Below are 26,306 nucleotides of genomic sequence, written 5' to 3' on the forward strand. Positions count from 1 at the left end.
CGGCTCCGCCATCACCCTCGAGACCAGCGAGCCTCTCTTCTACCTCGCCGCCGCCCTCAACACCTGCGGCTACGACGCCGACCTCGCCGCCTCCGCCCCGATTCGCCTCAAGGTCCGCGAAGAGATCAACGCCGAGGTCGCCTCCAGTCCCGCCGCCCGCACCAGCCGGGACGCACTCTGCAGCTACATCCGCCTCCACACCCTCAACGACAGCGGCCTCAACCTCGCCCAGTACATCTCCCTCGCGCTCTACGTCACCCCGCCGCCCGCCCTCACCCCCACTGCCGACGAGACCGAGCTTCCCCCCGACGCCACCCAGGTCGTCAACATCCTTCCGCTGCTCCGAACCTTCGCCGAAGACATCCACCTCAACGCCATCTGGGGCGAGCACCGCACCGAGTACGAAGCCCTCGTCAACCGCGTCCACGACCCCCTGACCAAGATGGTGCTCAACACCAACATCTACCTTCGCCTCCCCGTCAGCAGCTACGACGGCCGCCGCTTCCTCGTCCTGCTCGAGCCCATGCTCGCACCCTCCTCCACCAACGCCCGCATCTACGCCAGCGACTACATCGTCGTCGCCTCGCCCGCCGGCGAACCCCTCGGCGCGGTCCACATGGACGACATCCGCCACATCTATCTCCACTACGAGATCGAGCCCCTCGTCTATTCGCGTGCCTCCGCCATGGAGCGGCTCACGCCCCTGCTCAAAGCCGTCCACGACTCCCCCCTCGAGTTCACCTACAAGTCCGAGATCGTCCCCCTCATCACCGAGTGCCTCATCAAGGCGATCGAGGCCCACACCATGGACGTAGGCATCCCCAAACCCCAGCGCCCCACCGTCGTCCGCGAGCGCACCGACATGGAGCGCTTCGACGCCGAGAACACCGCCTACGAGCATCAGGCCGAGGCCGTCCGCCGCAAGACCCTCGACCTCGACATGCGCCAGGGCTGGATCCTCGCCAACTACTTCTACGACCAGATCGCCCAGATGGAGAAGGACTCCGTCAGCCTCAAAGAAGACATCGGTCAGATGGTCTACGGCATGGACGTCGATCGCGAACGCAAGCTGGCCCGCGACATCGCCTTCCTTCCCCAGGGCACCCACGATGTCCTCAACCAGTCCGCAGCTCAACTTACCGGACTCCAGCTGGCTGAGATGAAGTTGTACAAAGGTGATCTCCCCGGCGCCTCCGAGATCGCCAACAAGGTCCTCGCCGACCCCACCGGCGACCACGCCCAGGCCCACTACGTCCTCGCTCGCGTCAACCTCATGCAGCGTCAGCCCGGCGCTGCCATCGGCGACTTCCAGCAGGTGCTCGACACCTCCAAAGATCCCCGCACCCTCGCCTGGTCGCACATCTACTTAGGCAGACTCTACGACGTCAACCAGGAGCGCCCGAAGGCCGTAGCCGAGTATCAGGCCGCACTCGTCGTCCGCGACGCCCAGCCCGACACCAAGGCCGCCGCGGAAAAGGGCATCAAAGAACCATTCGCCGCACCCAAGGTCGAGCACGCACCCCAGCCCGACGATGACGACGCTCCACTCGACCCAAGCGGCAAAGCGGAGAAGGAAGCCTACCGTCCGCCACCGCCGCCCCAGTAACCATCCGTCCGGCAGCTGCATCCATCCGGTAAAGTAGAGCGCAGAGGGGTCTTGATGACGACATGACGACGCGTCACAAAAAGCCCGGAGATTCCGCAAGCCCCGTACGTCCCGCACGTCCGGCCCGGCCAACCAAGCCGCAGCCCAACGGCGCCCCCGCGTCCATCTTCGATCACACCTTCAAGAACCCCGACCTCCTCACCTGGGCCCTCACCCACCGCTCCCTCGCCTACGAGACCGACCCCTCCGCATCGCCCGATCCCGAAGCCGACAACGAGCAGCTCGAGTTCCTCGGAGACGCCGTTCTCGGCCTCGCCGTCGCCGAATCCCTCTTCCGCCGCTTTCCCTCCTCGCGCGAGGGCGAACTCACCCGTCTCCGCTCCTCGCTCGTCAGCCGCCGCCACCTCGGTGAAGTAGGCAAACGCATCGACCTCGGCTCTCTCCTCCGTCTCGGTCGCGGCGAAGAACAAAGCGGTGGACGCAGCAAACCCGCCCTCCTCGCCAACGCCATCGAAGCCGTCATCGCCGCCCTCTACCTCGACGGCGGCCTCGACGCCGCCCGTGCCTTCATCGAAAAGCAGATCATCGAACCCGCCGTGCCCGACCTCAACCTCGCCCTCCAGGCCAGCGAAACCTTCAGCGGAGCCATCGGCGACCACAAATCCGCTCTGCAGGAGCACCTCCAGGCCATCGGCGCAGGCCAGCCCCAATACGTCCTCACCGCCCAAAGCGGCCCCGACCATCAAAAACTCTTCCGCGTCGAAGTCCGCGTCGATGACGGCTCCGGCGGCTCCCGCGCACTCGCCGAATCCGAAGGCAGCACCAAGAAACAAGCCCAGCAGGAGGCCGCCCGCCTCGCCTTCCAGCGCCTGCTCTCCGAAGCCGCCGCTGTCCTCCCTGCCGCAGCCGAAATGGAGGCGACGAAGTGACCCCACCCGTCATCGCCTCCCAACCCCCGACCGCCTCTCCAGCCCCGCATCCACTCCCAGCCGAGCCCACCCGCCGCCATTCGTCCGCCCTTCACCACCCACCCGCGCATCACGAAAAAGCCGGCGTACTGCCCTCGCTCCAGTCCCTCCTCTACCTCATCGTCATCGCCATCTTCATCATCACCTTCTGCGTCCAGCCCTTTCGCATCCCGTCAGAGTCCATGGAGTCCACCCTCCTCGTCGGCGACTTCCTGCTCGTCAACAAACAGTCCGCCGCCCCCGACGGCTCCGGCACCCTCCTTCCCGCCGCCGCCATCCACCGCGGCGACGTCATCGTCTTCCACGACCCCGTCGACGCCACCCTCCACCTCGTCAAGCGCGTCATCGGCATCCCCGGCGACCACCTCCGCCTCCGCGACGGCCGCGTCTATATCAACGGCCGCGCCCTCGCCGAACCCTACGCCGTCTATCGCCCCAGCCCGCCCGACAACTTCCGCGACAACTTCCCCCGCCTCCAGTCCGCCGACCCCGAGATCGACTCCCGCTGGTGGATCCGCATGCGCTCCCTCATCGACAACGGCGAACTCATCATCCCCACCGGCAACTACTTCGTCCTCGGCGACAACCGCAACGACAGCGAAGACTCCCGCTACTGGGGCTTCGTCCCCCGCAACGCCATCGTAGGCAAACCCCTTCTCATCTACTTCTCCCTCCAGCAGCACGACTCCGACGGCTCCTTCCCGCAAAACGCCGTCGCCGCCCCACCCGGCCACCATCCCTCCAGCAGAATCGACGCCGTCGTCGACTTCGCCCGCTGGAGCCGCGTCCTCCAAATCGTCCACTAGCTCATTCGCCCTCTTCTCGCGCGAATTCCGCCCCCATCAGCGATACACTGATAGCTGCATCGTGGAGACGAACTTGACCAACACCCTGGAAACCGAAGCCAACATCCCCGAGACCACCCAGCAGGACCAGGCCGAGACCCCGCTCGAATCCCTCGCCTCCATCTGCACCGTCCTCGCCATCGGTCTCTTCGTCATGACCTTCATCTTCCAGAACTTCGAGATCCCCTCCGCCTCCATGGTCAAGACGCTCCTCATCGGCGACCACGTCCTGGTGGACCGCATCGCCCTCGCCCCGCCCGCCAAGTGGGCACCCTTCGTCTTCTATCGTGACGTCCACCGCGGCGACATCATCGTCTTCTTCAAACCCGGCGAGCCCGACCTCTTCCTCGTCAAGCGCACCATCGGCATCCCCGGCGACCACATCCACCTCCGCAACGGCGTCGTCTACCTCAACGGCGTCGCCCAGAACGAGCCCTACGCCGGCATGCCCGTCTCCGACGACAACCCCCAGCACGCCTTCAACGCCTACCGCGACGACTTTCCCGCCGTCCCCCCCGGCCCCTACGACCAGGTCACCGCAAGCTGGTCCGACGATCTCCCCAGCCACATCCAGGACGGCGACCTCGTCGTCCCCCCCGGCAAAGTCTTCGCCATGGGCGACAACCGCACCGAATCCCTCGACGGCCGCTACTGGGGCTTCGTCCCCCGCGAAAACATCGTAGGCCGACCTCTATTCGTCTACTGGTCCTTCCAGACCCCCGCCGACCAGATCGACAAGCAGAGCATCGGCGAACGCATCAGCTTCATGGGCCACATCCTGGTCCACATCTTCGACGAAACCCGCTGGAAGCGTACCTTCCATCTCATCAAGTAAAGAGGACATCGCCGGCGCAGGCACCTCCCGCCCGCGCCGGCCAATCGTCATGCACGAAGCCGATCCAACCATCGAGCAGGCCGAAGCCTCCGGAGCGATCCCTCATCGCACCCTCCGCCGCCTCCTCTATCTCTCCTTCGCCGTCCTCGCGGTGATGCTCCTCGTCCTGCTTCCACCCCTCATCAACGTCAGCCGCTTCCAGCGCCGCATCGCCACCAGCATCGGCGACAGCCTCGGCCGCCCCGTCCACCTCGACAAGGTCAGCCTCAACCTCCTGCCCTTTCCCGGCTTCACCTTCGAAAACTTCGTCGTCGATGAAGACCCCGCCTTCGGCTCCGAGCCCATCATCCGCGCCAACTCCGTCCGCGCCACCCTCCGCATCAGCTCCCTCTGGCGCAAACGCGTCGAGTTCTCCACCATCAGCTTCACCGAACCCAGCGTCAACCTCGTCCACACCGCAGCAGGGAAGTGGAACCTCCAGAGCATCCTCCTCCACGCCGCCCACATCGACGCCGCACCCACCAGCCAGCGCTCCGCCGGCCCCGCGCCCCGCTTCCCCTACATCGAAGCCACCGGCGCCCGCCTCAACCTCAAGCTCGACCAGGAAAAAACCCCCATCTCCCTCACCGACGCCGACTTCGCCCTCTGGCTCCCCGACCCCCAGCAGTGGCACCTCCGCCTCACCGCCCATCCCGCCCGCACCGACACCAACGTCTCCGACACCGGCACCCTCCAGGTCGAAGGCACCCTCGGCCGCGCCCCCTCCTTTGCCCAGGTCCCCATCAACCTCCGCGGCGAGTGGAGCAACACCCCCCTCGGCCAGGCCAGCCAGGTCCTCCTCGGCCGCGACCTCGGCCTCCGCGGCGAGATGAGCGTCACCGCCAACGCCCAGGGAACCATCGGCAACAGCGCCATCCAGGCCACCGTTCACCTCACCTCCGTCCGCCGCGCCGAGTTCGTCCCCGAGCTCCCCCTCGCCCTCGACATCCAGTGCCTCTCCACCGCCACCGGCGACTTCCACGGCTTCGAGAACATCCACTGCAGCTGGCCCCCCGCCGGCTCCTCCAATGCTCCCACCCTCGCCATTACCGGAGCCGTCCCCGACATCCGCCGCCCCCAGGCCTCCGCCCTTGAGATCGGCACCCCCGGCCTTCCCGCCGCCACGCTACTGGGGTGGCTCCACGTCGCCAGCTCCCGCGTCCCCGCCAACCTCATCGCCGCCGGCACCCTCACCGGCGCGATCTTCTTCCGTCCCTCCTCCCCCGCACCGCTCCAAGGCCAGCTCCTCCTCACACGAGCCAGCCTCATCAACCCCCGCGCGGGCACCGCCCTCCAGGGCAACACCTCCCTCATCACCAGCGACATAACCCTCCAATCCCCACCCCAGCCCAACCAAACCCCAGCCAACACCCCCCGCAGCAACGATCCCCACCACAAATACAGCGCCCTCACCCCCACCGGCAGCGTCTTCCTCCTCACCCCCACCTCACTCGACCTCGGCGGAAGAGACCCCGCAACCCTCGACGGCCACTTCGACGCCACCGGCTACACCCTGCACCTCACCGGCATGGCCTCCATCGCCCGCCTCCAAACCCTCTCCACCGCCCTCCCTCAGTTCGGCGACGGCCTCGCCAAAGCCCTACCCACCAACCGCGCCAGCGGCCCCTTCCGCGTAGACCTCACCTCCACACGCACGTGGGGCGGACCCCAAACCTGGACCGACAACACCACCGCCCACCCCGTCGCCACCCATCCCCACCACCGCCGCTAACCCCACCACCACCAGCCACACAAAAAACCACCAGCAACCACCCAAGCACCAGCAGTTGCCCTTACCTTGCAACCGTTGTTGTCTTTGCTGTTGCTGTTGTCGTTGCCTGCTCTTTTGTTTATCATCCCGTCGGGATCTGCGGTTGTCGTTGTCGTTGTCGTTGCTGTCGCTGTCGCTGTTGCTGTTGCTGCTGCTGCTGCGGTTGTGGTTGCTGTTGTTGTTGCCTGCCCTTTGGTTTGTCGTCCCGCAGGGATCCGCTGTTGTTTTGTCTTTGTTGTTGCCGTTGTTTTTGCTGTTGCAGCTAGGTACAGCGAAGCTTCAGCCTCGCGTCTAAGACCGCCGCCGCAAAGCGGCCTCCACTCTGCCGAAGACCGGGGGGCCCCAACGAGCGTTCTTGCTCGATGGGGTGTAACGCCGGAGCGAAAGGCGAAGCCGAAGCGACTAAATATTCCCTTTGCCGTTGTCTCTCCTCCCCAACCCGCCCAAACCTTGTCAACCCCCAAACCCACGAAAACCCGCGCCAGCCGCGAACATTCGCGTGACGCATTAGTTATCCCCCAACCGCTATACTGGATACAGAGCATAGAAAAGCCCCGACAAAGTCGGGGCTTTTCCCATTAACAACCTAACCTGTTTATAAAGAAATATTTACCCGTAACCCATTTAGAATGAAATTTTTACGAAGAGCTAATTTCGCAAATATATAAAATAAAAGACTTAGCGAGGGGGTATAGGGAGGGGAGGGGGTACCCCAAAACCAAAACTAACCCCGAACCGAGATCCCCGAGAACGTAAGCACAACCCGCCCGCGCACCGGAGCCCCAAAGACACTTGCTGGCTGAAACACGCTCATCAAGAGCTGATCCACCACCTGGCTCTTTACTGCTTCACTCTCAGGTCCGGAGACGATGTTGTAGTCGTACACCTGGCCAAGCTCGTTGACGTACGCCTCGACCACGATCATCGAGTCATGATCGGTAACGATCGGACGAGCGTTCACCGCCGAGTACAGATAGTGAGGAGAGGTCATCGCGCCCAGCGGCTCGTCGTTCGCCATCACCGGCTCCGGCACAGCTACCATGCCGAGCAGCAGCGCAATGCCGCCCACCAGCACCACGGCACCGGCAAGACCAGCCGAGACCTGCACCAGCATAGGCCGTACGGCGTTGTCCCACTTCAGGCTCACGGTATCGAGCCAGCTCGACTTGCGATGCGCTTGCTCGTGTGAGATCGCCAGCCGCAGCTTGAGACCGAGATCGGCAGGAGCCTTCGCCGGACCGAGAATGCTGAGCGACCGCTGCATACTCCGCAGCGCATCGAACTGTTCCGTGCAGGCGTCGCAGCTCTCCAGATGCGAGGCAATCTCCTGCATCTGCTGTCCGCTCACAGCACCATCGAGATAGTCGGAGAAAGAGGCTCGGCACTTCAGGCACAGTGGAGAGTTCATTGTGTCACCGTCCGATTAGATGTCTGGGACTCAGCGTAGGACGCAGAATGGGACGACGCAATGACACTTCTGGTGCCGGGGGTGTCGAGCAGGATACGCAGGGCCGAACGCCCGCGCGTCAGCCGCGACTTCACCGTGCCCAGATTGATGTTCAGGATCTCAGCGATCTCGTCGTACGCAAAGCCTTCGATCTCGCGCAGAATAACTACCGTGCGAAACGCCTCAGGCAACTGCCGGAGAGCCCCTTCGATCCGCTCGCGAACCTCAGCCTGCGCCGCATGGTCGAACGGAGAGTCGCCGCGATCGGCAAGCGTCGCGCTCAGCCGGAGTCCGCCATTGTCGGAATCGACGTCGGAGTCCGAGTCGAGCGAAGAGTCGATCGTAATCTCCTGCTTCTTGTGCCGCGACCACCAGCGCCGCTGGTTGGACGCCTCGTGCAGCGCGATGCGATAGAGCCAGGTGCGCAGGCTCGCTTCGCCGTGGAAGCCGCGAATGCTGCGAAACACCTTGATGAAGACCTCTTGGGTGATATCAGCGGCGTCGGCCGGATCATTCAGGCTGCGCGCAATTAGCGAGTAGAGAGGCTGATGATACTGCGCGATCAGAATGGCGAACGCCTCCTCGGAGCCGGCCTTCAGGTCGGCGACGAGTGCAGCATCCTCGGTCGAAATGCCAATCGCGCTGGCTAAATTGCCCACTATCGTGCCCGCCTGCATATCGGGTACCCTCTACACTACGACTTGGTGAATCACCTTAGCAAATGCAGAGCCAGCGAAGCCCCGCAGAGAACAGCATCGGTCCAAAGACAAAGAGGTAACTGCGCCGCCGGCGGCCGAGTGCTCGCTCACTCTAATATCTTTAGACACCGGAACATACCAGATATGTTCCCGAGTGACATTGACGAATGCCACCGACTCCTCCAAAATAGAGAGAGTCCTTCCGCAAGAGTGGGCCTGTGGCGCAGCTGGGAGCGCGCTTCCATGGCATGGAAGAGGTCATCGGTTCGATCCCGATCAGGTCCACCAAACAACCTACCGTAAAATCAATCACTTAGAGCAAGGCCCAGAGTATCGTACAGAAATCGTACAGCGGCCTATACTTTCCTTATGCGCGTTTACCGCGCAAGGAAAGGAGTGCTCCCATGCTCTCGCCCTATACCCGCCACTACGCGCCCTGCAAACAGGTCGACATCTCCTACCGCCGCTGCAAATGTCCGAAGTGGGTTCAGGGAAATCTTCCCGATGGCCGCTACCTGCGCAAGTCCGCCAAGACGCGGAGCTGGGAGAAGGCGGAGCTGCTCTGCCGCAGGCTCGAAGACGAGTCCGACCCCAACAAGCCCGAGGCCAGGCCACGCGCGAAGATCGTCGATGCCATTCAGACGTTTCGTGCGGATGAGGATTCCCGCCGCCTGACCGAGGGCACACTCAAGAAGAGCCGGTACTTCTTCGAGACACAGTTAAAGGAGTGGGCAAAGAACGAGGGCATCGTCTACCTCGACCAGCTCACCCCGGCTGTGCTGACCAAGTTCCGCTCCGGATGGACGAACGCCGCGCAGACCATGCAGCGTAAGCACGAGCGGTTGATCGCCTTCCTCTGGTTCTGCGTCCGCATGGACTGGATGACGAAGAACCCCGCCATCCTCTTGAAACGGGTGAAGGCCGAGCCCACCCCCACGGACTACTTCCCGAAGGACGAGTTCAAGGCGCTGGTGGACGGAACCTATGCCTATGGAGACTGGCGCGGCGGCCACGACTTTGAGCACGGCCGTGATCGCTTGAGAGCTTTGATCTTGATGATGCGATGGGCGGGACTCGCGATCAAGGACGCGGTGACGCTGGAGCGGACACGCCTGAGCGACGATGGGAACCTCTTCCTCTACCGTGCCAAGACCGGGGTGGCGGTCTATGTGCCGCTGCCACCTGAAGTACATACACTGTTGCGGTCGCTTCCGAATTCAAATCCTCACTACTTCTTCTGGAGCGGCAACGGCGACCCGGAGACGGCCAAGCGCGGGTGGGTGCGTTCCCTGGCTTTGCTCTTCAAAAATGTGGCTCTGAAGAGTCCGGATGGCACGCTGAAACGCTGCCACTCCCATATGTTCCGCGATACCTTTGCCGTCGAATTGCTCTTGGCTGGTGTGCCCATTGACCAGGTTTCGCTGCTATTGGGGCACAGCAGCGTCAAAGTGACGGAGAAGCACTACGCGCCCTTCGTCAAAGCTCGGCAGGCGCAGTTGGCGCAATCGGCGCGGATGGCATGGGAACAGGCTGAGGAGAGGCGCCCGGCCATGCCGGTGAAGGGCAAGAAAGCCGTTGCCGTCAGTGCGGCATGACAGCCTTGCGACGCTCACTTGCGTTATCTGCCACTACGATAGGAGAAGGACCCGCAATGGCAAATGTTCCAGCCATTTCCGAAGACTACACCGGCATCCGCGCAGGGATCGTTGCGCTGTTGCAGGAGGCCCGTGCGGCGTCAATGCGCTGATGACTGCCACATACTGGCAGATCGGACGACGGATCGCCGAGTTTGAGCAACGCGGAGAACAGCGCGCCGAGTATGGCGAGCAACTGATCGAAGAACTCGCCAGAGACCTGACGCGGCAGTTCGGTCGCGGATTTGGCAGAGCCAATCTTTGGCAGATGCGGGCTTTCTACCGGGCGTGGCCAGACCAAAACATTCTCCAGACACCGTCTGGAGAATCTGGAATCCAGCAACTTTCCAGCCGCTTTCCGCTGCCTTGGTCTGCATATGTCCGGCTGCTCTCGGTCAAGCGCCCAGAAGCACGCTCCTTCTATGAGACGGAAGCCCTTCGGTCCGGCTGGTCGATTCGGCAGCTCAACCGACAGATCGAAAGTCAGTTTTATGAACGAATCGCGCTCTCCAAGAATAAGGCAGCCATGTTGAAGAGGGCCGAGAGCGCTCAACCCAACGATGCGGTCACTCCAGAAGAGGCGATTAAAGATCCGTTCGTCCTGGAGTTCCTTGACCTCAAGGACGAATACTCTGAATCCGATTTGGAAGAGGCGCTCATCCGGCACCTACCGACTTTCTGCTGGAATTGGGCGACGACTTCGCCTTCCTTGGGTCGGCAGCGCAGGTTGCGTATTGACGATTCCTGGTTTCGCATCGACCTCCTCTTCTTCCATCGGCGTTTGCGCTGTCTCGTGATCGTCGATCTCAGGGCAGGAAAATTCAACTATGCGGACGCTGGCCAGATGCACCTCTACCTGAACTACGCCCGCGAACATTGGATGAAGCCGGATGAAAATCCGCCGGTGGGTTTGATCCTCTGCGCGGAGAAAGGCGTTGCCGAGGCGCACTATGCTCTCGACAACCTCTCCAACAAGGTGCTGGCCGCCGAGTATCAAACAATCCTGCCGGATGAAAAACTCATCGCCGAAGAATTGAAACGTTCACGTTCGAGGATCGAAGAACGATTCTCGCTTGCAAGCGGGGAACACTAGATCAACTTCCGATAGCCGACCACCCAGCCCGAAGGCCCCAGCCTCCTGTGCAGGTCTCGATAAGTGATTTGGCCTGAAGTTGTAAGTTGCTACTCAAGCGTATGCCTGAAGCGTTGCCAATGCAGCCTCATTCAAGCCTTCCCAATGAGTTACAGCCTTGTTCAAATCGATGAATCTGTATCGGTCAAGCAGCTCACGCCGACTCTTTTCATCGGCGCGGAAATCAATCATCACCAAGGGGGTTTTTCTGTACTCAAGAAACCCATCATCCCAATACTTAGTTTGGTAGTTGGTAACTAGCCGATATATCACCTGTCGCAGATACTCGTCTTGCGCGGGCATAGAAAACCCGATAATGGTCATCCCGAAATTAAGGCCACCATCTCGTCCTAAACCTTTCCAGAAGTCCTGAAAGATGGATGAATACACTAGCTTCAGAGGAGACGGGTTCAGCAAGAGCGGGGTTGCAAGAAACAACGGTCCGCTCTTGTATAGCTCCGCTGCGTTTCCGACCCTGTAAATACGTTGTAACGGATCGCCCGAAAATCGCGGGCCATCTGTCAACGGCTTCAGATCAAGCTCCTGAGTCTTGCTAAATACTGGGTGCTCATGCCCCGGATGTAGTCCTCGTACTAGCCGCGTCTCTTCGATCTCGTCATACTGTGTCCGGTCGAACCAATCTACTGAACCGTGCATTTTTAGAATCACAACTTCTTCTCTGGAACTGTCGATTTCTGCCTGACCATTGCCGACATTCTGGTATCGAGACGGGAAAAGGCGATAGGCGATTCCCTCGACATCAAGGGCCCGCTCAAGCAGGGTGTCGTAGTTGAACGTTAGGACGACATCCGATGGCTTGAGGAGTCGAGCGAATGCCAAGTACAAACTCGGAATGTTTTCTTTTTGAGGTGTGCGTTCGGTGAGAATTTCGCCGATGAGCGTCTTGACTAGAATCTGTGTTTCGTTTCCATCCGGACTCCAGGTGTCTGATCCTCGAAGGCCTAAATAATGCTCAACATCAAGGTATGCCATGAATTCTTCAAACTGCACAGCCTCCGGTGAAAGAATCTCTGCATCACAGTCTCTCTTGTAATCGATGTAGGCTTGCAAATCTTTCGCGAAATTTTGATTGGCTCTGTCACTGGTTGACTTGGCTCTCCTGCGTATCTCGGGCCATAGCTCATTGGCCAGAGGTAGCCCCGCTAAGCACGAAAATCCCGCGCCTAATATGTATATCGAATACCTCTTGGTGACGGAGTGTGTCGTACTCACGGAACCAGGCATATGCGGAGTCACCTTTCGACGAAGACGTTTGAATCCCAATCGCCCTTTTAGTGTTGCATGTCCGTCGATACATCGCCGAGTCACTCATCGAGCGTCGAGAATACTCCAAGCTCCAGATTTCTCTCGAACTTCGGGCAGCACTGACGCTGTCTATTCTAGGAACGACTGCCCACGATCCGTCCCACACTCAAAACGGGCTCTTTAGTCCCACTGAAGTTCATCCGCGTTTCCGCAAGCGCTGGTGAACACGCAACATCACGCTCTCCGGTATTCGCAGAGTTCGGTAGCCTCGCGCAAACCGGCTCTCCGTCGTACCCCATTCGATCACCCCAGGTTCCTTTTCGAAGATCCTTCGGATGGTGTTTCCGCTAAGCCCCCAAGACTTGGAAATGTCGTTCACCGAGTAATGCCTTTCGAGAGCAGGGTCATCGGTGGAAGGTTCTGGTTCGACCCACCGCTCCCCACTCCATCGCCCAGATGGCGGCTCTATCCGGTTTGTCCGTTGGATGATTGAGGCCAAAGCCATACGGCATCTCCAAACGTGGAATGACGGTATCGGAAGATACCGGGAAATGTGCCTAGCCTCTCTCGACAGAAGCGTCCTGTCTAATACTTTTCATTTATCGGGTGATACGTTTCACGTATCACCTTGGGACAACTTCGTCGAAAACAGGCATTTTGCCGCGTGGCGTAATTATGGCCAAAACCCACTTTTCTGTTGATAACCGGGATTTAGATTGACAGAATTTCCACAGGCGGAGATGGAGATGCGGTTATCCGCTCGTTTGGAGCAGAGTCGAGAACGCTACTTCTTGTCGAGCGGTGGGCTATGTATGAATGGGCCGAGCTTCGCCATTTCAAATACTTGCTGACGATCCTGGAGAGACAGGGATTCCGACCTGCTGCGGAGGAGTTGCGTACCGCGCAACCCAATCTCAGCGTTCAGGCCAGACAGTTCCAGGAGAACGCTTCGGTTCGTCTCTTTCGCAAGATGAAGGGCGGGCGTATCCGGCCCACGGACACTGGAGTTGCATTCAAGGTCTTAGCTAAGTTCCTGCTGGAGACACGCGATGAAGTCATCGATGCGCTCATAGCGATTGAGCGCGGTGAGGTTGACTCCGTTCGGTTCGGATGGGGAGCCGGTTGGATTGGATCTTCAACGTTCCGACGTTCACCCGATGGAAGAGGCAAGCGGGTTCCGTGCTTTGCTGGACTTGGAGGAGCCGAAGTACAGCGTCGAGCAAATCAGCGCGAAGACGGGCAAGAGTCCGGTGTACGTGGCCTCTCGCCTTAAGCTGACTGAGCTAACGCAGAACGTTGTGGATGCGTTTTACCGTGAGGAGATCGGCGTCGGCCACGCGCTCCTGCTGGCGAAACTCCAGCCCGACCAGCAGGAACAGGCGCTCGCTGTTTGCTTCAAAGAGGATTGGAGCGCGGGTGGCCAGAAGGCGAAACGCATTCTGCTTCCTGTCCGCAGCCTGCAATTCTGGATTGAGTCGAACATTCTTCTCGTTCTGAAACTCGCGCCCTTCGATAAGCGCGATGCGCAGCTTGTACCAGCGGCAGGCAGTTGCGTGGACTGCCCCATGCGGACAGGGCATAACAAGCTCCTGTTCTCCGATCTAGGCAAACTGGACGCTTGCACCTCGCCTGGTTGCTATCAGGCGAAGGTAGAAGCCCACGTCGCTAAGGCCATCGCTGCCAAGCCCACGCTCGTGCAAATCAGCACAGCCCATGGACAGCAGAAAGAAGGCAGCGTCACGTTGCCGCGCAACAAGTACACCGAAATCCGGCCCGACAAGCCCGCCACCAAAGAACAGGCCACACGACCGGAGTTCAAAACATGCAAATACACCACCGATGCCATCGTCTCCGATGGCATCGACAAAGGCGAACTGCGCAAGGTCTGCACCGAGCCAACCTGCCCGGTGCATCATCCCAAGTCGCGTTCGCAGAAGGTCGCGGACGATCCGAAGTGGAAGGCGGAACAGGAGAAGCAGCGTCGGGAGACTGCCATCGCCAACACGACAGGAATCCGCATTCTCGCGGCCATCACCGCAGCCGTCCCGGTGCGATTGATGAAACGCGACCTGTTGTTTGTGGCCGAACGCTTGGCATCCTTGCTGGACGAAAACCGTCTTGCCATCGTTGCCAAGCAGTACGGCATCAGGAAGTCCAAAGACAGCGACTCACTTGGGAAGCTGTTTGCCGCATACCTGCGTCGTGCCGAGGAAAGCGTATTGGGCAAAGTGTTGGTGGAATCCACCATCCTCTACATGGCCACCCGGCACAACCCGTCGCAGGTGCTTCACGATGCCGCCGCTGTCTATAAGGTGGATATCCGACTATTCCGCCACGCGTCGAATATACGAATACCATCCTAGGTCATTCGCTCGCCAAAGCAATGGGACCACTTGTGCGTTGGGCTGCGTGAACTCCACCGTGCCGAAGAAGTTCGTGTTGAAGATGCGCTTGATTGCGTCGATCGAGGCCGTACTAGCAGGCGCATCGGCCCCCGTCATGTCGGCAACACCGGCGTTGTTTACCAGCACATCCAGGTGGCCAAAAAACCCTCCCCCCGGCGGCTTCTACATGGTTGGAGTGAACTCGATGCATCTGAGTTGCGCCGGAACTGGGAGTCGGACGATCATTGCCGAGGCTGGCAGCGGTGAGGATTCGCTCACCTGGACCTTTCTTCAAAACTCCTTATCGAAAACTTATCGCTTTTGTTCCTACGATCGTGCGGGAACCGGGTGGAGTGAGCCCCAGCCTGGCGTGCGGGATGCACTAGCCATCTCAAGTCAACTGCACGAGTTGCTAAAAACGGCGCACGAGCAAGGCCCGTTTGTGTTGCTGGGCCATTCACTAGGTGGCCTGTACATCAGGGAATACGCGCAGCAATATCCCAGCGATATTTCAGCTCTCATCTTCCTGGACGCCGCGACACCAGGGGCCTACGAGGGCAAAGCCGCTGATGCACTAGGCTTGGGTGAGGCGACACTGCGGCAACTGACCACTTTTTCCTTTCCAGTGTGGGCCATGGAAGTGTCCGGTTATGCGCGATTGAAACACCTCTGTTCCGAATTTCCTCCGGCTCTTTCCTCGATCCAGGGGTTGTTTATGGCCGACCAATGCATTCCCTCTCAGGATGCGGAACAGCGCCATGAAGCCGTAGCACTTCCGTCCGATGAGCAGGAAGTCTCAAATCTTCCTGGAACCTTACCGGTGCTGGTCCTGTCAGAAGATAAGAGCCCCGTTCTTCAGACGCCTGAGGCTTTCACAACCTGGAATATGCTTCAGGACAGTTTGTTGAGGCTTTACCCGAAGAGCTACCGTGTCATAGCTGCAAACAGTGACCACTTCTTGCAAACAGATTGTCCCAACTTCGCTGCTGACCAGATCCGTGCCTTTCTCGAGCCCGTTCAGGACGGATCTGCCGTATACGGTAAAACGACCACTGCTCCTTGTCGTTAGAACATGACTTGGTGCAATGCCGATCGCGAAGCTAAGCCGAGAGATGATGACGTTACAAGCGTCTTACGGATTGAAGTCGCAGCCATCTATGCCAATTCGACCACAACCTTGGCAGCGGGCACGCCTCTCCTCTGAATGTCGAAGGCGGTCTGGATATCGACATTCTCATCATGAATGCTGGGGCGCAGTTCGGAACCACCAATCATAGGACTGGTGACGGATTCGAATCCACATTCGTGATCAACCACCTGGCGCACTATCTTCTGCTCAGTCTTTTGGAGCCTAGCCTCGCGAAGAACGCCACCATCGTCATCACCACTAGCGATGTCCATGATCCCAAGCAGGTTCCATTTGGACCGAAGGAACTCGATCCCGAGGCGCTTGCTCATCCCAAAGACAAGGGCGGCTTCATGCCGGGAATTAGAGCTTACGCAAGCTCGAAGCTCTGCAATCTTCTCACTGCACGTGCCTTTGAAATCTCCCCATAAGCAGTGAGCAATGGCCTGCGGGTCATTGCTTATAACCCCGGACTGACTGCCGGCACGTCGTTGTTTCGCGAATGGCCCTGGTGGGCAAAGTTGATGATGGCAGTGGCTTCCAGACTTTTGGGGCGCTAATACGATCGAGCAGGCGGCAGATGCGATCGCCGCCCTTGGGCTCGGAACAGTTGTGCCGCCGGCCGGCCGCATCTACGCCTCACTGGTGAAAGGCAAGCTGACATGGCCGAACCCTTCAGAGCTGGCGCAAAGCGATACAGCAATGAAGGAGCTTTGGGTAGAGCGATTGGCCTGCCAAAGAGCAGACAGCACTTCAGCCCAAACCGTAAGATCGGCTAAGGAGTTGTTAGACAATGAAAAAGCTATCGGAGAACTTCAGCAGAGCTCGCGTCGAGACTGACGAATTAGTGACTGATGCCTGTCACTGACGGATTCTCGTCGCGAAAGTTGTCGCGTGTAGGAACTGCAGGAACGAAACTCGATCCTGCAGCAGCTATCTATCGTTTTTTGTGGCAACGAGAGAGGACGGCTTATCTCAAACTTCCGCATTCGACAAACACAATGTGAAAGCTTCGTATCAATCGTCCCGCAGCCTTCCAACCAAATGGCGGCGTCCAGGTCAGAGCAAGTTGTGGACTGATCCTCCCTTGTTCCTTTATGAAGCGACGGTTGACGCGACCATAACTCGCCAGTGACGGACATCAGTCACAAATCTGTCACGAATGGCTAGGCCATCGGTCACGCTCCTGAAGGTTGATCTTAATGTAAAAGAATCACTTAGATCTGGATTCCTCGGCCGCATTGTCAGGCCGTAGTTTGGCAATCCCCTTGCTTGCAAGGAGATTGGTTGCGAAGAAGCTCCCTCGCCTTTTGTTAATGCGCATGTCGTTAGACTCGCGTTGATGGCGGGTTGCGGCATATGGAAGGATCCAATGCATGCTCTTGCCTGCAAATACAAAGCCGTGCGGGCGATAACGCGCTCTCTCGTAGTGAGCTTGTCGGCCGAAGATCAGATGGTACAGTCCTGTCCTGAGGCGAGTCCCGCGAAATGGCATCAGGCTCATACAACGTGGTTCTTCGAGACATTTGTGCTACGGCCATTTCTCGCAAATTACAAACCTTTCCGCGAAGAGTTCCATCGTCTCTTCAACAGTTACTACATTTCTCTCGGCGAGGGGATTGCCAAGAAGAAGCTGCAGTCCTCCTTTTCCCGACCATCCCTGGATGAGATACACGCCTTTCGAGAGTATGTGGACCACGAAATGGAGAGGCTGTTGGCGCAGCCTATAGACGCGGAAGGGGCGCGACGAGTGGTGTTGGGTTTGAATCACGAGCAACATCACCAGGAACTGGCACTGGCGGATATCAAGCACGCATTCTTCTCGAATCCTCTGCGTCCCTCGTATGAACAGACTCCCTTGGCAGACGAGGCCGGCCTCCCGATACCGAAGCTTAGCTGGCACAGTATAGAGGGCGGACTGATTGAAAGCGGCTGTCTGATCGGTGTTGAAGACCCACAGGATTTCTGCTTTGACAACGAGACTCCGCGCCACAGGGTTTATCTGCGGCCCTTCCAGATTGCAAACCGCGAAGTCACATGCCGAGAGTATCTGGAGTTTATGGCGGATGATGCGTATATGCGTCCCGAATTATGGTTGTCAGATGGCTGGGAGACATTAAAGTATTCGGGTTGGGAGGCTCCGCTCTATTGGGAGCGTGACTTCAGCGATGTGACGGGGTGGTGCATCTTTACGTTGAGAGGATGGCACGGCCTCTCCTCCCTTCTCGATACCCCCGTGTGCCACATCAGCTTCTTCGAGGCCGACGCGTTCGCGCGTTGGCGTGGCTGCCGACTCCCAACCGAGGCAGAATGGGAATCAGTCGCCAGCCAGAAGCTACGCACCGGGAATCTGCTCGATACGGGAAGACTGCATCCGGCAGCGGCGACGGGCGAGGGTGTTAATCAGCTCTTTGGAGATTGTTGGGAATGGACGGCCAGCCCCTATATCGCCTATCCGGGATATAAACCCCTCCCCGATGCGTTGAGCGAATACAACGGAAAGTTCATGTCCGGCCAGATGATTCTGCGCGGCGGGTCCTGTGTCACGCCTACAGATCATGTGCGCGCCACTTACCGGAATTTCTGCCGGCCAGCGGCTCGCTGGCAGTTCACCGGAATGCGTTTGGCAGCTTGAAACGTACTGTCCTGATGAGGACTTGCGGTGGCACAGTAGATATCTGTGCCTTCCGCCGTATCGCGACAAGCCCGCGACTAATTCCCGCCAGTGTCGGACATTCGTCTCGAATTTGCCACTCCGCGGGACCTGTAAAAACGCTGTCAGTAGAAGTGATGCATCGCAATGACAATAACTTAGCCTTGGAGATGTACTTACTTGAGGAGTCTCACTCTTTGGCATTGCATTTGCAATCACAGCTCGTGAACGCGAGTATTGAAAGGTGACGAATGGGACTGTCCTGGCAACAAGGTCCGCTTTCATCAGGCGCAATCGAGCGGTTTCTAGTGCCTGAGCCATTGCCCAAGCGACTTCTGTATATCGAGCCGCTACGGCGGCGCATGCGTGTGCGTTTCGGTGGAATGTGGATCGCCGATAGCGAGCATGTCCTTTTGCTCTTTGAACCCGGCCGGTACCCGGTGGCCTACTTTCCGGAGACTGATATCTCTCCAGAAACGCTGGAGCACAGCGAGCACACAACTCGGCACCCCGACCTTGGCGACACCTCCTGGTACATAGTCAAGGCAGGCGAGAAGCAAGCACAGCGAGGTGCGTGGCAACACGTCGACCTACCTGCTTACGCAAGTGAGCTGCAGTCTCGGGTCGCATTCTCCTGGGCAGCTATGGATGCTTTTTATGAAGAAGACGAACGAATTTTGGGCCACGCCGCAGACAGCTACCATCGTATCGACATCCGCCAGACCTCTCGTAACCTCATTGTTCGCCATGGCGACCGAGTGATCGCAGATACTAAGCGGCCACTTGCCCTGTACGAGTCTGGCTTTGCGCCGCGCTGGTACGTTCCACGTGCCGATATCGACGAGTCTGCGCTGACCGTAGTGGAACACCACCAGACCTTCTGCCCATACAAGGGGTTGTGTAGCTACTACGACCTCGGTGACGCACGTCTGGGGGCATGGTCGTATCGTGAGGCCTATCCCGAAGTTGGCCGTATCTCTGATCTGGTGTCGTTCGAGCCGGACGTAGTTTCGGTAGAACTCGACGGGACGCAGCTAAAGCTTGAAACGGGGCAGACGGTAATCACGCATGGTCCTGATCGCGAATTGAGTGTTGCTGAGGCTCGTCTACGCGGATAACCAAATACCGCAATAACGATGGGACTATAAGGTTGCAGGCGTACAGGAGACCGAACCGTGAGAACGCCAAGTTTTTCAATCGAAGTGATCGTGGTGCCCGTAAGTGATGTCGGGCAGGCGCTACGGTTCTATGTCGATCAGATCGGCTTCAAGCTCGATGTGGATTACTGCCCGACCGATGCGTTTCGGATCGTTCAACTCACTCCGCCGGGGTCCAACTGCTCCATCCAGGTCGGCAAAGGGCTCACCGACGCGCCCGCCGGTTCGCTTCGCAACGTCTATATCGTCGTCACGGATCTGGAAGCCGCGTGCGAGAGTCTGCTCGAACGTAGGGTCAAGGTGAGTGAGATCCGTCACAAGACGCCCGTTGGAGCTTGGGACGGAGGATTCGCATCCGGGCTCGACCCTGCTCGCGGAGACTACGCCAGCCTCGCAAATTTCTCTGATCCGGATGGCAACGGCTGGGTGCTACAGGAGCGCGGCTACCGAAACGCGTGACGAAGCTTGGACGGCAACTTGCAATGCAAGCTCGTCAACATCCCTCGGACGTCAGCGAATGTTTTTGAGTACAGGAGGAATTTCGAGCCGGATGACTCAACTGCGTCACACTGCGGAAAGTGATTGCCGTCGGTCATGTGAAAACCATTTTTGCTTCACGGTGATGGGCAGCCCCAGGATATTGGCGGGGCGCCTATCGAGACATTATCTATACATAACCAGATCGGCCAAGTAAGGAGAACTTGTCATGACTCAAGTGCAATCGGAACGAGCAAACAGTGCGGGATCCATCCCTTTGACATCGGTTCATAAGATAGAAGTTGATGGTGTTCATGTCTTTTACCGCTCAGCCGGCAACTCAGAGGCACCTGTGGTCCTCCTGCTGCACGGATTTCCCAGCTCGTCGTTCATGTTCCGCAACCTCATTACCCGTCTCGCCGATCAGTACCGCGTGATCGCGCCTGATCTTCCTGGATTTGGATTCACGGAGGTGCCGGAAGAACGGAAATACACGTATACGTTCGACGCATTGGCCGGCACGATTGATGCCTTTACTGAGGCGCTCGGCCTCAAGAGCTATGCGATCTATGTGTTTGATTACGGAGCCCCGACGGGCCTACGTCTGGCGATACGCCATCCGGAAAGAGTGACGACCATCGTCTCACAGAACGGCAATGCCTACGAAGAGGGTCTTGGCGATGCGTGGGGACCGATCAGAACATATTGGGCTCAGCCAACGGCAGAAAACAGAGAAGTAATTCGCAAAAATATTCTGAACTTCGAAGGGACTCGCTGGCAGTACACCTTTGGAGTATCGAATCCGGAAGTGGTTGCGCCAGAGTCGTACACACTGGATGCGGCTTTGCTGGAACGTCTCGGAAACAAAGATATCCAGCTTGATCTGTTTCTCGATTATGCGTCCAACTTGAAACTCTACCCGAAGTTTCAGGAGTACTTCCGTCAGTCGAAACCACCTTTGCTTGCTATTTGGGGTAAGAACGACCCCTTCTTCATCCCCGCCGGAGCAGAAGCGTTCCGTAAGGACATTCCCAATGCGCAGGTCCGCTTCCTCGACACAGGCCACTTTGCCATTGAGACACACTTTGTGGAGATCGCTGCTGCGATGAAGGAGTTCCTTGGGGCGAATGGAGTCATCGGCCTGCGGTAGAGGTAGCAATCCCTTCTACTCAAAGCGGCATGGTCGTGTTGGTTCATTGAACTCGTGCCTGCGGATTATTGCAGGCACTTTATTTGGAACGAGGAGAAAATGATGGAACGTCGTAATTTTTTAGGTGCACTCACAGGTACATCCCTGGGTGTTCTGCTCAACGGGTCTCTCGGCGAATTTGCGCAGGCGCAAAGCACCACAAAAGCCACGAGTTCCCATAGCTCCGGGACGAGCCAGTTTCCTCCGAACTCAACTATCGTTTTGGTGCATGCGGCGTGGGCGGACGGTTCGTGTTGGCGCAACGTTATTCTGCCTCTAGAACGCCGCGGTCTTCAAGTCATCTGCGCGCCGCTTCCGCTCACATCCCTAACTAACGACACTATTGCGCTAAGTCAGGTATTGGAACGAACCACCGGCCCAGTGGTTCTGGTGGGACATGCCTATTCAGGCGCCGTGATCGCTGCGGTGCGGGAAGACCGGGTGAAGTCTTTGGTTTATATCACGGCGCTCGCGCCGGATGAGGGTGAGACCGTAGCCAAAGTGTTTTATCTCAACCCCAATTCTCCGAAAGCACCGAAGATGGTTCCTGATTCCCATGGCTTTGTATGGCTGCCGGACGACGCGTTTCCCCGAGCGCTTACCCATAAGGCTTCCGCCGATGAATCAAAGATTGCTGCGGCTACGCAACGGCCACTTGGCGTTAAGTGCATTCAGGAACTGGCACCAACACCGGCATGGAAGACCAAGCCGTCGTGGTTTTTGGTCGCAGAAGAAGATCGCATGATCAGTCAGAAGACCCAGCTTTTCATGGCGAATCGTATGCACGCAAAGATTCATTCGGTTCCTGCGGATCACTCTCCGATGATCTCGGATCCCCCGGCCGTCATCAAAGTGATCCTTGAGGCAGCACACGAAACGCTTTCAAAATAGCGTTTGCATAACGAATCTCAATCCTTACCAAAGCATGTAGAAGAGGGTAATTATATGACCGCGAAAAGATCTGTCGCCATCGTCACCGGCGCGAGCCAGGGCATCGGCCGCGCTACCGCACTGCGCTTAGCACGAGATTTCTCGTCTATCGTGCTGGCCGCGAGAAATCAGGACGAGTTGCAGAAAACCGCTGCAGAAGTTAACGCTGCCGGCGCCGAATCACTTGTGTTTGCTCTGGACCTCCGCGAGGCTAGGGCAGCAGAAGTTCTGGTGAAAGGCACACTCGAGCGTTTCGGCCGGATCGATGCTTTGCTGAACATAGCCGGTGCCGTACCCCAGATTGACCTGTTCGAAATGACTGATGCGCAATGGGACGATGGTGCTGCGCTGAAGTTCCACGGTGCGCGCCGCCTTACTATGCAGGCCTGGGATGCATTGAAGGCTTCAAATGGCTCCGTCGTGCTGATTTCCGGAAGCGCCGCTCTCGATCCGAAACCAGGCTTCGCTGCTGTTGCTGCGATCAACGCTGCGATCATAGCGCTGGCAAAAGCGTTCGCAGAGCAAGGCATCAAGGACGGAGTGCAGGTTAATAGCGTTGTCCCAGGCGCAGTCATGACAGGACGAAGGCAATCCTTTTTCCAAAAGTGGGGGCCCGCACACAACCTCACAGTAGAAGAAGCTATTAAAAAGTTTCCTGAAGAAGCAGGCATCACTCGTTTCGGCAAACCGGAAGAGATTGCCGACCTGTTGGCCTATATAGTGTCACCCGCTGCGAAGTGGATGACAGGATCGTCTGTGCGAATGGACGGCGGCGAAATCAAGGGCATCTAGCCTGTTAGATGCTTTGCGTTGCATCTGGCTGAAGGGGATTACACGATGATAGTTACAAATGGAAAATATGCGGGCATGTCTAAGGTCTCTAACGAAAGTGGGTTATCGCTGTTGTTTGCAGTAGATCAGAGAAGCTCGCTAAAGAAAATGCTCGTTGCAGATGGTCGTGCGAATGCCTTGGATCAGAACCTCGATGAGATCAAGACGATTGTCACCAAGATGCTGATCCCGCATACCTCAGCCATTTTGTTCGTCCCCCCATGGGCAACTCGGGTCGAGAGTCCGGCGCAGTAGCAACGGGGATGATGGAAGATTTGGTGCGTCGAAGCCATTCAGAAGGTGCGGGAGACGGCGTCAAAATAATGAATGTCAACGTTCAAAAGGAAAAGGAATTAGAGCTGATAGCCGCTATTTTGGCTGGGGACGCTCAACTCTATCATCAGTTGATTCGTCCTTATGAGCGTAGTGTCTACATCATGTCGCTCTCCTGCATGAAAAACGTGAAGGATGCCGAGGATGTCGCACGGGAAACGTTCGTCAAGGCCTATCGAAACCTCTGGGCTTTCCAGGGCGATTCGGGGTTCAATGCATGGCTTATCAGCATTGCGCTAAACGAGGCGAGAAGCAGGCCAAGGCGGCAGACACCCATCCAGATCGCTTCTTTTGAAGCCCCAGAGTGAAGAGATTCCTGTCACTCCAATACTCTTGCGAGGTTGGCGAGAACTCCCTTGCGAGATAATTGAGCGCGAGGAAATTAGGGGCTTACTCCGGCAAGCAGTTGAGATGCTTGGGGACGTTCAACAGCAAGTATTTCTTCTACACGATGTAGAAGAGTTCAATGTAAGCGACATAGCGCAGATTCTGAACATCAAGGCCTCGTTAGTAAAGGGGAGCTTGGACCGGGCGCGAATGTTACTGCAAAGGTTCCTAGTACCCAAATTGAACGTAACCAGCAGCGCATCCGCCCACCGCGACGAACCTAGCCACTGATATCCGTCACTGTCGGAAATCCGTCGCAACTTCGTCAGTCGGCAATTGAGATAATTTTGATGTCGCAAAGCGATCCCGCAGAGTAGAAAGAGCTTAGCTGGATAAGGTGTCTTCACAGAATAGGTGCTGAGTTTGGAATTCCGGTTGCATAAACCCTACTGGCATACGTTGGCAGCGTCCTATTCTGCATCAGTCGGGCATCAGATGGTGTATTAGATGGGACCCATCGGCGGGTCGTATACGCAACATCTTCAGCCATCGCAAGGAAAGGTAATTATGAGTCTGGATTCGTCAGGAAGTGTTGCTAATGCGGAGAAACAAGAGCTCTCAAGAGACGCCAAAAGCAGTTTAACCAAATTGGCTGCATGGATAAACGATCGTAACGTCCCTTTCCTAGTCACCAGTCTTGGCATGATTGTTATGCTCCTCTGGGCTGGGTCTTATAAGCTGACTGCTCCAGGAGCCGAAGGGATAGTACCCCTAATCTCCAACAGTCCATTGATCTGGTGGCACTTCAAATTATTTGGCCCTTATGTTGGCTCCGATATCATCGGACTTACCGAATTCACAGCCGCGATATTGATTATCGCAGGCTATTTCAGGCCCAAAGCCGGTATCTTGGGTGGGCTCATTACCACGCTCATGTTCTTTATAACCAGCACTATGGTCATAACTACCCCGGGCGCGATTATTGCCGTTCAGGGGATCAAGTACATGAGATACATGAGCTTTGTTGGCCTGTTCCTTTTCAAGGATGTTATATCACTCGGGGTGTCGTTTTACCTCATTAGCTATTTTGGCAGGAAAGCTATCCTTGCCGAAAACAGGAGCTAGGAGACAAAACAGATTGAGGTCAAGGTCCGCATCGTAAGTTCTTTGGCACGGGCGAGAAGTTGAGATTCTCTAGCGGATCACTCAAAAGGAGAACTGCACAAATGGACTTTCAGCGACAGCCGGAAGTTTACGATCTACTCATCCTCGGCAGCGGCGCGGGCTCGAAACTTCTGGCTTGGACTTTTGCAGGACAAGGCCAGAAGGTTGCGGTGGTGGAACGCAGGTATGTTGGGGGAGCCTGCCCTAACATTGCATGTCTTCCCAGTAAGAATGTCATTCATACGGCTCAGATCGCGGACTACGTTCGGCGCAGCGAGACGTTTGGAATCAGCATCGACAACTTCCGCGTCAATATGCCCGTCGTGAGAGATCGAAAGCGAAAAATGGTCCAGGAACTGGTAGATACACATCTCGCGCTCTACAGGCAAAGTGGGGCGGAGCTAATCATGGCATCCGGGCAGTTTGTGGGGGCAAAGATACTTGAGGCGACTCTGCCGGATGGAACGAAGCGGTTGCTGAGTGGCAAGAATATAGTGATCGGCACAGGGACGCACGCGCTTATCGAGAACATTCCTGGGCTGGCAGCAGCGCAGCCGATGACTCACGTCGAGGCCCTGGAACTTGATGTTGTGCCCGAGCACCTGATCATTCTCGGAGCCGGGTACGTCGGCCTGGAGTTAGCACAGGCGATGCGCCGGTTCGGCAGTAAAGTCACGGTCATAGACCGTAATCATCGCGTAATTCACCATGAAGACGACGACGTCACCGAGGGTCTGCAGCAGCTGTTTCAGGACGAAGGCATCGAGTTCGTTTTGAACGCCAGCGTGAAAAGCGTCTCAGGAGTTATCAGGTGGGTCTGTTCGTGTCGCGATCGAGCAGAACGGTGTGGCGAATTCGTTCGACGGTACTCATCTTTTAGTCGCGAGCGGGCGCGTACCGAATACAAAGGACATCGGACTCGAACTCACTGGAGTGGAACTGACAGAGCGGGGATATATCAAAGTAAACGACCGCCTGGAAACGACCGCGCCTGGCATATGGGCGGTGGGCGAGGTGGCGGGAAGCCGGCAATTTACGCACATCAGCGAGGATGATTTCCGGGTGGTCCGTGATAATCTGCCGGTGGAAACCATGTGACGATCGGTCGACAAGTGCCCTTCTGTCTCTTCACGGATCCTAAGTACGCGCGCGTTGGAATGACGGAAAAGGAGGCGAAGGCTCAGGGGATTGGCTATCATCTTTTTAAAATCCCGATGGCGGCAGTATTACGGGCACGCAGTCTTATGGAAACGCGCGGATTCTTGAAGTGCATGGTGGAGCGTGATAGCGATCGCATTCTCGGGTTCGCGGCGTTTGGCGTGGGCGCAGGCGAGATCATGGGATGCGTACAAATTGCGATGCTCGGCCGAATGCCATATACCACTCTTCGCGAGGCGATCCTCGCCCATCCGACGATTCCAGAGGGGTTGACCGCTCTGTTTTCGCTGGCGTATCTCAATAGACACTGCGGGATTACAGATAAAGAATAGTGAA

General features: G+C 57.6%; 28 protein-coding genes, 1 tRNA gene and 1 pseudogene. 27 read left to right on the plus strand and 3 right to left on the minus strand.

The window, feature by feature from the left end:
• From GSQ82_RS03590 to GSQ82_RS03615, 6 genes are all read left to right on the plus strand, one after another.
• Positions 1–1,606: lipopolysaccharide assembly protein LapB (locus GSQ82_RS03590; RefSeq protein ID WP_158790658.1), on the plus strand; the 1,606-nt coding region annotated here is incomplete at its 5' end.
• Between the two features lie 62 nt (positions 1,607–1,668).
• Positions 1,669–2,535: a ribonuclease III gene (rnc, locus tag GSQ82_RS03595; protein ID WP_158790659.1), complete on the plus strand. Its 867-nt coding sequence runs from the start codon at positions 1,669–1,671 to the stop codon at positions 2,533–2,535.
• Complete coding sequence (gene lepB, locus GSQ82_RS03600) at positions 2,532–3,380, plus strand: signal peptidase I (protein ID WP_254061396.1); 849 nt, start codon at positions 2,532–2,534, stop codon at positions 3,378–3,380. The genes rnc and lepB (GSQ82_RS03600) overlap by 4 nt, the downstream gene beginning before the upstream one ends.
• 73 nt (positions 3,381–3,453) lie before the next feature.
• Positions 3,454–4,254: a signal peptidase I gene (gene lepB / locus GSQ82_RS03605; RefSeq protein ID WP_158790660.1), complete on the plus strand. Its 801-nt coding sequence runs from the start codon at positions 3,454–3,456 to the stop codon at positions 4,252–4,254.
• 49 nt (positions 4,255–4,303) lie between these two features.
• Positions 4,304–6,025, plus strand: a complete 1,722-nt coding sequence (locus tag GSQ82_RS03610) for an AsmA family protein (protein WP_158790661.1) — start codon at positions 4,304–4,306, stop codon at positions 6,023–6,025.
• A 142-nt stretch (positions 6,026–6,167) separates the two neighbouring features.
• Positions 6,168–6,359, plus strand: a complete 192-nt coding sequence (locus GSQ82_RS03615) for a hypothetical protein (RefSeq protein WP_158790662.1) — start codon at positions 6,168–6,170, stop codon at positions 6,357–6,359.
• Positions 6,360–6,788: 429 nt separating this feature from the next.
• Here GSQ82_RS03615 and GSQ82_RS03620 read toward each other — a convergent pair whose 3' ends face one another.
• Both GSQ82_RS03620 and GSQ82_RS03625 read right to left on the minus strand, forming a co-directional pair.
• On the minus strand, positions 6,789–7,472 hold the full coding sequence (locus GSQ82_RS03620) for an anti-sigma factor (protein WP_158790663.1): 684 nt from the start codon (positions 7,470–7,472) through the stop codon (positions 6,789–6,791).
• A complete protein-coding gene (locus GSQ82_RS03625) occupies positions 7,469–8,188 on the minus strand; it encodes an RNA polymerase sigma factor (protein ID WP_158790664.1) in 720 nt (239 codons plus the stop codon). The genes GSQ82_RS03620 and GSQ82_RS03625 overlap by 4 nt, the downstream gene beginning before the upstream one ends.
• Before the next feature lie 233 nt (positions 8,189–8,421).
• Between GSQ82_RS03625 and GSQ82_RS03630 the strand changes: the two genes are divergently transcribed.
• The 3 genes from GSQ82_RS03630 to GSQ82_RS03640 all read left to right on the plus strand — a co-directional run bounded on the left by GSQ82_RS03630 (position 8,422) and on the right by GSQ82_RS03640 (position 10,936).
• A tRNA-Ala gene (locus GSQ82_RS03630) sits at positions 8,422–8,497 on the plus strand.
• A 116-nt stretch (positions 8,498–8,613) separates the two neighbouring features.
• Complete coding sequence (locus GSQ82_RS03635; RefSeq protein ID WP_158790665.1) at positions 8,614–9,804, plus strand: site-specific integrase; 1,191 nt, start codon at positions 8,614–8,616, stop codon at positions 9,802–9,804.
• Positions 9,794–10,936: a YhcG family protein gene (locus tag GSQ82_RS03640; RefSeq protein ID WP_254061397.1), complete on the plus strand. Its 1,143-nt coding sequence runs from the start codon at positions 9,794–9,796 to the stop codon at positions 10,934–10,936. The genes GSQ82_RS03635 and GSQ82_RS03640 overlap by 11 nt, the downstream gene beginning before the upstream one ends.
• A gap of 93 nt (positions 10,937–11,029) precedes the next feature.
• Here the strand turns inward: GSQ82_RS03640 and GSQ82_RS03645 are convergent, their stop codons facing one another.
• Positions 11,030–12,046, minus strand: coding sequence for an SIR2 family protein (locus GSQ82_RS03645; RefSeq protein ID WP_158790666.1), 1,017 nt, complete (start codon positions 12,044–12,046; stop codon positions 11,030–11,032).
• Between the two features lie 1,003 nt (positions 12,047–13,049).
• Here GSQ82_RS03645 and GSQ82_RS03650 point away from each other — a divergent pair.
• From GSQ82_RS03650 to GSQ82_RS24910, 18 genes and pseudogenes are all read left to right on the plus strand, one after another.
• The gene (locus GSQ82_RS03650) at positions 13,050–13,514 is read left to right on the plus strand and encodes a LysR family transcriptional regulator (RefSeq protein ID WP_254061398.1); all 465 of its coding nucleotides are present in this window, start codon (positions 13,050–13,052) and stop codon (positions 13,512–13,514) included.
• Entirely contained in the window at positions 13,399–14,604 is a 1,206-nt protein-coding gene (locus GSQ82_RS03655) for a chromosome partitioning protein ParB (RefSeq protein WP_254061399.1), read from the plus strand. Before GSQ82_RS03650 ends, GSQ82_RS03655 begins: the two co-directional genes overlap by 116 nt.
• Entirely contained in the window at positions 14,598–14,654 is a 57-nt protein-coding gene (locus tag GSQ82_RS25530; protein WP_371417161.1) for a hypothetical protein, read from the plus strand. The genes GSQ82_RS03655 and GSQ82_RS25530 overlap by 7 nt, the downstream gene beginning before the upstream one ends.
• 176 nt (positions 14,655–14,830) lie before the next feature.
• Complete coding sequence (locus tag GSQ82_RS24885) at positions 14,831–15,694, plus strand: alpha/beta fold hydrolase (RefSeq protein ID WP_254061401.1); 864 nt, start codon at positions 14,831–14,833, stop codon at positions 15,692–15,694.
• 170 nt (positions 15,695–15,864) lie between these two features.
• A complete protein-coding gene (locus GSQ82_RS03670; RefSeq protein ID WP_158790667.1) occupies positions 15,865–16,182 on the plus strand; it encodes a hypothetical protein in 318 nt (105 codons plus the stop codon).
• A 941-nt stretch (positions 16,183–17,123) separates the two neighbouring features.
• Positions 17,124–18,386, plus strand: coding sequence for an ergothioneine biosynthesis protein EgtB (egtB, locus tag GSQ82_RS03675; protein WP_158790668.1), 1,263 nt, complete (start codon positions 17,124–17,126; stop codon positions 18,384–18,386).
• 269 nt (positions 18,387–18,655) lie between these two features.
• Positions 18,656–19,522, plus strand: coding sequence for a DUF427 domain-containing protein (locus GSQ82_RS03680; protein ID WP_158790669.1), 867 nt, complete (start codon positions 18,656–18,658; stop codon positions 19,520–19,522).
• A gap of 57 nt (positions 19,523–19,579) precedes the next feature.
• Positions 19,580–20,020, plus strand: a complete 441-nt coding sequence (locus GSQ82_RS03685) for a VOC family protein (RefSeq protein ID WP_158790670.1) — start codon at positions 19,580–19,582, stop codon at positions 20,018–20,020.
• A 247-nt stretch (positions 20,021–20,267) separates the two neighbouring features.
• Positions 20,268–21,188 carry an alpha/beta fold hydrolase gene (locus GSQ82_RS03690; RefSeq protein ID WP_158790671.1) on the plus strand — a complete coding sequence of 307 codons (921 nt, stop codon included), beginning with the start codon at positions 20,268–20,270 and terminating at the stop codon, positions 21,186–21,188.
• A 99-nt stretch (positions 21,189–21,287) separates the two neighbouring features.
• Positions 21,288–22,118, plus strand: a complete 831-nt coding sequence (locus tag GSQ82_RS03695; protein WP_254061402.1) for an alpha/beta hydrolase — start codon at positions 21,288–21,290, stop codon at positions 22,116–22,118.
• Between the two features lie 54 nt (positions 22,119–22,172).
• Positions 22,173–22,949 (plus strand): SDR family oxidoreductase, encoded by a 777-nt coding sequence (locus tag GSQ82_RS03700; RefSeq protein WP_158790672.1) that lies wholly within the window; start codon positions 22,173–22,175, stop codon positions 22,947–22,949.
• 18 nt (positions 22,950–22,967) lie between these two features.
• A complete protein-coding gene (locus tag GSQ82_RS03705) occupies positions 22,968–23,243 on the plus strand; it encodes a hypothetical protein (protein ID WP_158790673.1) in 276 nt (91 codons plus the stop codon).
• Between the two features lie 8 nt (positions 23,244–23,251).
• Positions 23,252–23,629, plus strand: a complete 378-nt coding sequence (locus tag GSQ82_RS24890; RefSeq protein WP_254061403.1) for a sigma factor — start codon at positions 23,252–23,254, stop codon at positions 23,627–23,629.
• A 103-nt stretch (positions 23,630–23,732) separates the two neighbouring features.
• Positions 23,733–23,939, plus strand: coding sequence for an RNA polymerase sigma factor (locus tag GSQ82_RS24895; RefSeq protein ID WP_254061454.1), 207 nt, complete (start codon positions 23,733–23,735; stop codon positions 23,937–23,939).
• A gap of 276 nt (positions 23,940–24,215) precedes the next feature.
• Positions 24,216–24,773 carry a DUF417 family protein gene (locus GSQ82_RS03715; protein WP_158790674.1) on the plus strand — a complete coding sequence of 186 codons (558 nt, stop codon included), beginning with the start codon at positions 24,216–24,218 and terminating at the stop codon, positions 24,771–24,773.
• 101 nt (positions 24,774–24,874) lie between these two features.
• Positions 24,875–25,603, plus strand: a pseudogene (locus GSQ82_RS24900) (FAD-dependent oxidoreductase); the annotation flags it as partial.
• Between the two features lie 55 nt (positions 25,604–25,658).
• Entirely contained in the window at positions 25,659–25,910 is a 252-nt protein-coding gene (locus tag GSQ82_RS24905) for an FAD-dependent oxidoreductase (protein ID WP_254061404.1), read from the plus strand.
• Between the two features lie 14 nt (positions 25,911–25,924).
• A complete protein-coding gene (locus GSQ82_RS24910) occupies positions 25,925–26,302 on the plus strand; it encodes a hypothetical protein (RefSeq protein ID WP_256370054.1) in 378 nt (125 codons plus the stop codon).
• Positions 26,303–26,306 lie beyond the last annotated feature (4 nt).

The sequence above is a fragment of the Granulicella sp. L60 genome (genome assembly GCF_009765825.1).
Lineage (GTDB): Bacteria > Acidobacteriota > Terriglobia > Terriglobales > Acidobacteriaceae > Edaphobacter.

What these genes read in the sequence shown, in the direction of transcription:
- rnc (WP_158790659.1), top strand. Translation starts at nt 1,669, where the DNA reads ATGACGACGCGTCACAAAAAGCCCGGAGATTCCGCAAGCCCCGTACGT.
- GSQ82_RS03610 (WP_158790661.1), top strand. Translation starts at nt 4,304, where the DNA reads ATGCACGAAGCCGATCCAACCATCGAGCAGGCCGAAGCCTCCGGAGCG.
- GSQ82_RS03620 (WP_158790663.1), bottom strand. Translation starts at nt 7,472, where the DNA reads ATGAACTCTCCACTGTGCCTGAAGTGCCGAGCCTCTTTCTCCGACTAT.
- GSQ82_RS03625 (WP_158790664.1), bottom strand. Translation starts at nt 8,188, where the DNA reads ATGCAGGCGGGCACGATAGTGGGCAATTTAGCCAGCGCGATTGGCATT.
- GSQ82_RS03635 (WP_158790665.1), top strand. Translation starts at nt 8,614, where the DNA reads ATGCTCTCGCCCTATACCCGCCACTACGCGCCCTGCAAACAGGTCGAC.
- GSQ82_RS03650 (WP_254061398.1), top strand. Translation starts at nt 13,050, where the DNA reads ATGTATGAATGGGCCGAGCTTCGCCATTTCAAATACTTGCTGACGATC.
- GSQ82_RS03655 (WP_254061399.1), top strand. Translation starts at nt 13,399, where the DNA reads ATGGAAGAGGCAAGCGGGTTCCGTGCTTTGCTGGACTTGGAGGAGCCG.
- GSQ82_RS24885 (WP_254061401.1), top strand. Translation starts at nt 14,831, where the DNA reads ATGCATCTGAGTTGCGCCGGAACTGGGAGTCGGACGATCATTGCCGAG.
- GSQ82_RS03670 (WP_158790667.1), top strand. Translation starts at nt 15,865, where the DNA reads ATGAATGCTGGGGCGCAGTTCGGAACCACCAATCATAGGACTGGTGAC.
- egtB (WP_158790668.1), top strand. Translation starts at nt 17,124, where the DNA reads ATGCATGCTCTTGCCTGCAAATACAAAGCCGTGCGGGCGATAACGCGC.
- GSQ82_RS03680 (WP_158790669.1), top strand. Translation starts at nt 18,656, where the DNA reads ATGGGACTGTCCTGGCAACAAGGTCCGCTTTCATCAGGCGCAATCGAG.
- GSQ82_RS03690 (WP_158790671.1), top strand. Translation starts at nt 20,268, where the DNA reads ATGACTCAAGTGCAATCGGAACGAGCAAACAGTGCGGGATCCATCCCT.
- GSQ82_RS03695 (WP_254061402.1), top strand. Translation starts at nt 21,288, where the DNA reads ATGATGGAACGTCGTAATTTTTTAGGTGCACTCACAGGTACATCCCTG.
- GSQ82_RS03700 (WP_158790672.1), top strand. Translation starts at nt 22,173, where the DNA reads ATGACCGCGAAAAGATCTGTCGCCATCGTCACCGGCGCGAGCCAGGGC.
- GSQ82_RS24890 (WP_254061403.1), top strand. Translation starts at nt 23,252, where the DNA reads ATGATGGAAGATTTGGTGCGTCGAAGCCATTCAGAAGGTGCGGGAGAC.
- GSQ82_RS24895 (WP_254061454.1), top strand. Translation starts at nt 23,733, where the DNA reads ATGCTTGGGGACGTTCAACAGCAAGTATTTCTTCTACACGATGTAGAA.
- GSQ82_RS03715 (WP_158790674.1), top strand. Translation starts at nt 24,216, where the DNA reads ATGAGTCTGGATTCGTCAGGAAGTGTTGCTAATGCGGAGAAACAAGAG.